Raw genomic sequence first — 4,474 nt, forward strand, 5'->3', positions numbered from 1 at the left:
ATGACCACACCGAAGCGCACGCCTCTCCACTCTTTGCACGTCGAGCTTGGCGGCAAGATGGTTGATTTTGCTGGTTGGGAGATGCCTGTTCAGTATCCTTTGGGGATCATGGGAGAGCATAAGCAGTGCCGTGAGAAGGCGGCGGTGTTTGATGTGTCTCACATGGGTCAGGTGATCCTGCGCGGTGAGAATGTGGGTGAGAAGCTGGAAGCTTTGTGCCCGCAGGCCTTTGCGACGCTGAAGGAAGGCAAGGCGCGGTACGGGTTCTTTACGAACGCGGAAGGCGGGATCATGGATGATCTGATCGTGTCGAATGCCGGGGATCATTACTTTGTGGTGGTGAACGCGGCGCTGCGCCATCAGGACATTCCGCATATGAAAGCGAACCTTGACGGCGTCGAAGTGACCGAGATCTTCGACCGTGCGCTGGTTGCGGTCCAAGGTCCCAAGGCCGAGGATGTGGTGGGCGCACTCTGCCCCGCGGCCCGTGACCTGAAGTTCATGGAAACCACCCTGGCCGATATCATGGGCGTCGAATGCCGCATCTCGCGGCTGGGCTATACCGGCGAGGACGGGTACGAGATCTCGATCCCCGAGGACAAGGCGATCGAGATCACACGGGCCTTCCTGGCACATGAGGATTGCGAGGCCGCCGGTCTGGGCGCACGCGACAGCCTGCGGCTTGAGGCGGGGCTGTGCCTGTATGGCAATGACATCGACCAGAGCACCTCGCCGATTGAGGCCTCGTTGGCCTGGGCGATCCAGAAGCGCCGCAAGGAAGAAGGTGGTTTTCCGGGTGCGGAGCGTATCCAGCGCGAACTGGCCGAGGGCGCATCGCGCAAGCTGGTGGGCATCAAGCCCGACGGCCGCGCGCCGGCGCGTCAGGGCGTGGAAGTGCAATGCCTTGAGGGCAACACCATCGGTCAGATCACCTCGGGCAGCTTTGGCCCGACGGTGGGTGGCCCGATCGCGATGGGCTATGTGTCCGCGGGCCATGGCGCGCCGGGCGAGAAGGTGAACCTGATCATCCGGGGCAAGGCGCAACCGGCGCAGATCGTGGCGCTGCCCTTCGTCAAACAGAATTACAAGCGTTGAAGTCAGGAGAGAGAAGCATGGCAACCTATTATTCCGAAGAGCATGAATGGCTGAGCGTCGAAGGCGACACCGCCACGCTGGGCATCACCAAACACGCGGCTGAACAGCTGGGTGAGGTGGTCTTCGTCGAGCAGCAGGAAGCGGGCGACGAGTTCGAGAAAGACGGCGAGATCGGCGTGATCGAATCCGTCAAGGCGGCCTCGGAACTCTATGCACCGGTCGATGGTGAGATCGTCGAGGTGAACGAGGCGCTGGCCGACAATCCCGGCGCGCTGAACGAAGACCCCGAGGGCGAGGCCTGGATCTACAAGATCAAGATCAGTGACGCGTCGCAGCTCGAGGATCTGATGGACGAAGCCGGATACAAGGCCTTCATCGGGTAAACCCGAACGGAGTCCCGGCATGGGGCTCCATCGAATTAATTGATGCCGCCGAATTTGGGCCCCGCCCTTCATCTGGCAAGAAATATCCCCGCCGGAGGCTCCCGCAGCCTCCGCCGGCCCTGACCTATCCATGGGAGCGCTGCAATGGCCTTCAAACTGACCGACTACGAAGCCTATGATTTTGCCAACCGCCGCCATATCGGTCCCAGCCCGACCGAGATGCGCGACATGCTCAAGGTGATCGGCTTCAAGACGCTGGACGAGCTGATCGACGCCACCGTCCCACCGGCGATCCGGCAGAAACAGCCGCTGGACTGGGGCCCTGCGATGACGGAACGCGATGCGCTTTTCCACATGAAACAGGTGGCGGGGAAGAACAAGGTTCTGACCTCGCTGATCGGTCAGGGCTATTACGGCACCACCACGCCTGCGCCGATCCTGCGCAACATTCTGGAAAACCCGGCCTGGTACACCGCCTACACGCCGTACCAGCCCGAGATCAGCCAGGGCCGCCTTGAGGCGCTGTTGAACTTCCAGACCATGGTCAGCGACCTGACCGGGCTCGATGTGGCCAACGCCTCGCTGCTGGACGAGGCGACCGCGGCGGCCGAGGCGATGGCGATGGCCAAGCGCGGCGGCCGGTCCAAGGCCAACAACGCGGCCTTCTTCGTCGACAAGAACTGCCACCCGCAGACCATCGCGGTGATCAAGACCCGGGCCGAGCCTCTGGGCATCGACGTGCAGGTCGCCGACCCGGATCAGCTGGACGCGGGCGCGGTATTCGGCGCGATCTTCCAGTATCCGGGCACCTATGGCCATGTGCGCGACTTCACCGCCGAGATCGCGGCGCTGCATGAACACAAGGCCATCGCCATCGTCGCCGCCGACATCCTGTCGCTGGCGCTGCTGAAGTCACCGGGCGAGATGGGCGCCGATATCGCCATCGGCTCGACCCAGCGCTTTGGTGTGCCGATGGGCTATGGCGGCCCGCACGCCGCCTATATGGCGACCACCGACAAGCTGAAGCGATCCATGCCGGGCCGGATCATCGGTGTGTCCATCGACAGCCGCGGCAACAAGGCCTACCGCCTGTCGTTGCAGACCCGCGAGCAGCATATCCGCCGCGAGAAGGCGAACTCGAACGTCTGCACCGCGCAGGCGCTGCTGGCGGTGATTGCCTCGATGTATGCGGTCTATCACGGCCCCGACGGCATCAAGGCGATTGCCCAATCGGTGCACCGCAAGACCTCGCGCCTGGCCGCCGGCCTGGAAGAGGCCGGCTTCTCGGTCGAACCCGAGGTGTTCTTCGACACCATCACGGTCGAGGTCGGCCACCTGCAGAAGACGGTGATGGAGGCCGCCGTGGCCCGCGGCGTCAACCTGCGCAAGGTGGGCGAGACCCGCGTCGGCATCAGCCTGGACGAACAGACCCGCCCCGAGACGATCGAGGCGGTCTGGGGCGCCTTCGGCATCGACCGCAAGGATGACAGCTCGAACAAGCAATACCGCCTGCCGGATTACGCGCTGCGTGAAAGCGCCTATCTGACCCACCCGATCTTCCATCAGAACCGGGCCGAGGCCGAGATCACCCGCTATATGCGCCGCCTGGCCGACCGCGACCTGGCGCTGGACCGGGCGATGATCCCGCTGGGATCGTGCACCATGAAGCTGAACGCCACGATCGAGATGATCCCGGTCACCTGGCCCGAGTTCAGCAACCTGCACCCGTTTGTTCCGCAGGATCAGGCGCAGGGCTATCACGAGATGATCGCCGATCTGAACGACAAGCTGTGCCAGATCACCGGCTATGACGCGATCTCCCAGCAGCCCAACTCGGGCGCGCAGGGCGAATATGCGGGCCTCTTGACCATCCGCAACTATCACTTTGCGCGCGGCGAAGGGCACCGCAATGTCTGCCTGATCCCGACCTCGGCCCATGGCACCAACCCGGCCTCGGCGCAGATGGTGGGCTGGCAGGTCGTGCCGGTGCAGGCGGATGAGAACGGCAATATCGATGTCGCCGACTTCCGCGCCAAGGCGGAAAAGCACTCGGATCATCTGGCCGCCTGCATGATCACCTACCCGTCGACCCATGGCGTGTTCGAGACCACCGTGCAGGAGGTCTGCCAGATCACCCATGATCACGGCGGTCAGGTCTATATCGACGGCGCCAACATGAACGCCATGGTGGGCCTGTCGCGCCCCGGCGATATCGGCGGCGATGTCAGCCACCTGAACCTGCACAAGACCTTCTGCATCCCGCATGGCGGCGGTGGTCCCGGCATGGGTCCGATCGGCGTCAAGGCGCATCTGGCCGAGCACCTGCCCGGGCACCCGGAATACGGCACCGCCGTGGGTCCGGTCTCGGCGGCGCCCTTCGGCTCGCCCTCGATCCTGCCCGTGTCCTGGGCCTATGTGCTGCTGATGGGCGGCGCGGGTCTGACCCAGGCGACCAAGGTGGCGATCCTGAACGCCAACTACATCGCGGCGCGGCTCAAGGATGCCTATCCGATCCTCTACACCTCGGAAACGGGGCGTGTGGCGCATGAATGCATCCTCGACACCCGGCCGCTGGACGCCGAGGCGCATGTCACCGTCGATGACGTGGCCAAGCGCCTGATCGATTCAGGCTTCCACGCGCCGACGATGAGCTGGCCGGTGGCCGGCACCCTGATGGTGGAGCCGACCGAGTCCGAGCCCATGGCCGAGCTGGATCGTTTCTGTGACGCCATGCTGTCGATCCGGGCGGAAGCACAGGACATCATCGATGGCAAGATCGACGCGGAAAACAACCCGCTGAAAAACGCCCCCCACACGGTGCGCGATCTGGTCGGCGACTGGGACCGTCCCTACACCCGCGAACAAGCCTGCTTCCCGCCGGGTTCCATGGGCGTCGACAAATACTGGTCCCCCGTCAACCGCGTCGACAACGCATACGGTGACAGAAACCTCGTCTGCACATGCCCCCCAATGGACGCATACGCAGACGCCGCGGA

3 protein-coding genes are annotated in these 4,474 nt (G+C 63.9%); all 3 read left to right on the plus strand.

Features of this window, described 5'->3' with window-relative positions; translation table 11 throughout:
- Positions 1–1,095, plus strand: a complete 1,095-nt coding sequence (gcvT, locus tag GS620_RS21745; protein WP_171617717.1) for a glycine cleavage system aminomethyltransferase GcvT — start codon at positions 1–3, stop codon at positions 1,093–1,095.
- Positions 1,096–1,112: 17 nt separating this feature from the next.
- Entirely contained in the window at positions 1,113–1,478 is a 366-nt protein-coding gene (gene gcvH / locus GS620_RS21750; RefSeq protein WP_152459336.1) for a glycine cleavage system protein GcvH, read from the plus strand.
- A 144-nt stretch (positions 1,479–1,622) separates the two neighbouring features.
- On the plus strand, positions 1,623–4,474 hold a 2,852-nt coding region (gcvP, locus tag GS620_RS21755; RefSeq protein WP_171617718.1), incomplete at its 3' end, for an aminomethyl-transferring glycine dehydrogenase.

The sequence above is a fragment of the Ruegeria sp. HKCCD6428 genome, from assembly GCF_013110595.1.
Classification (GTDB): Bacteria; Pseudomonadota; Alphaproteobacteria; order Rhodobacterales; family Rhodobacteraceae; genus Ruegeria.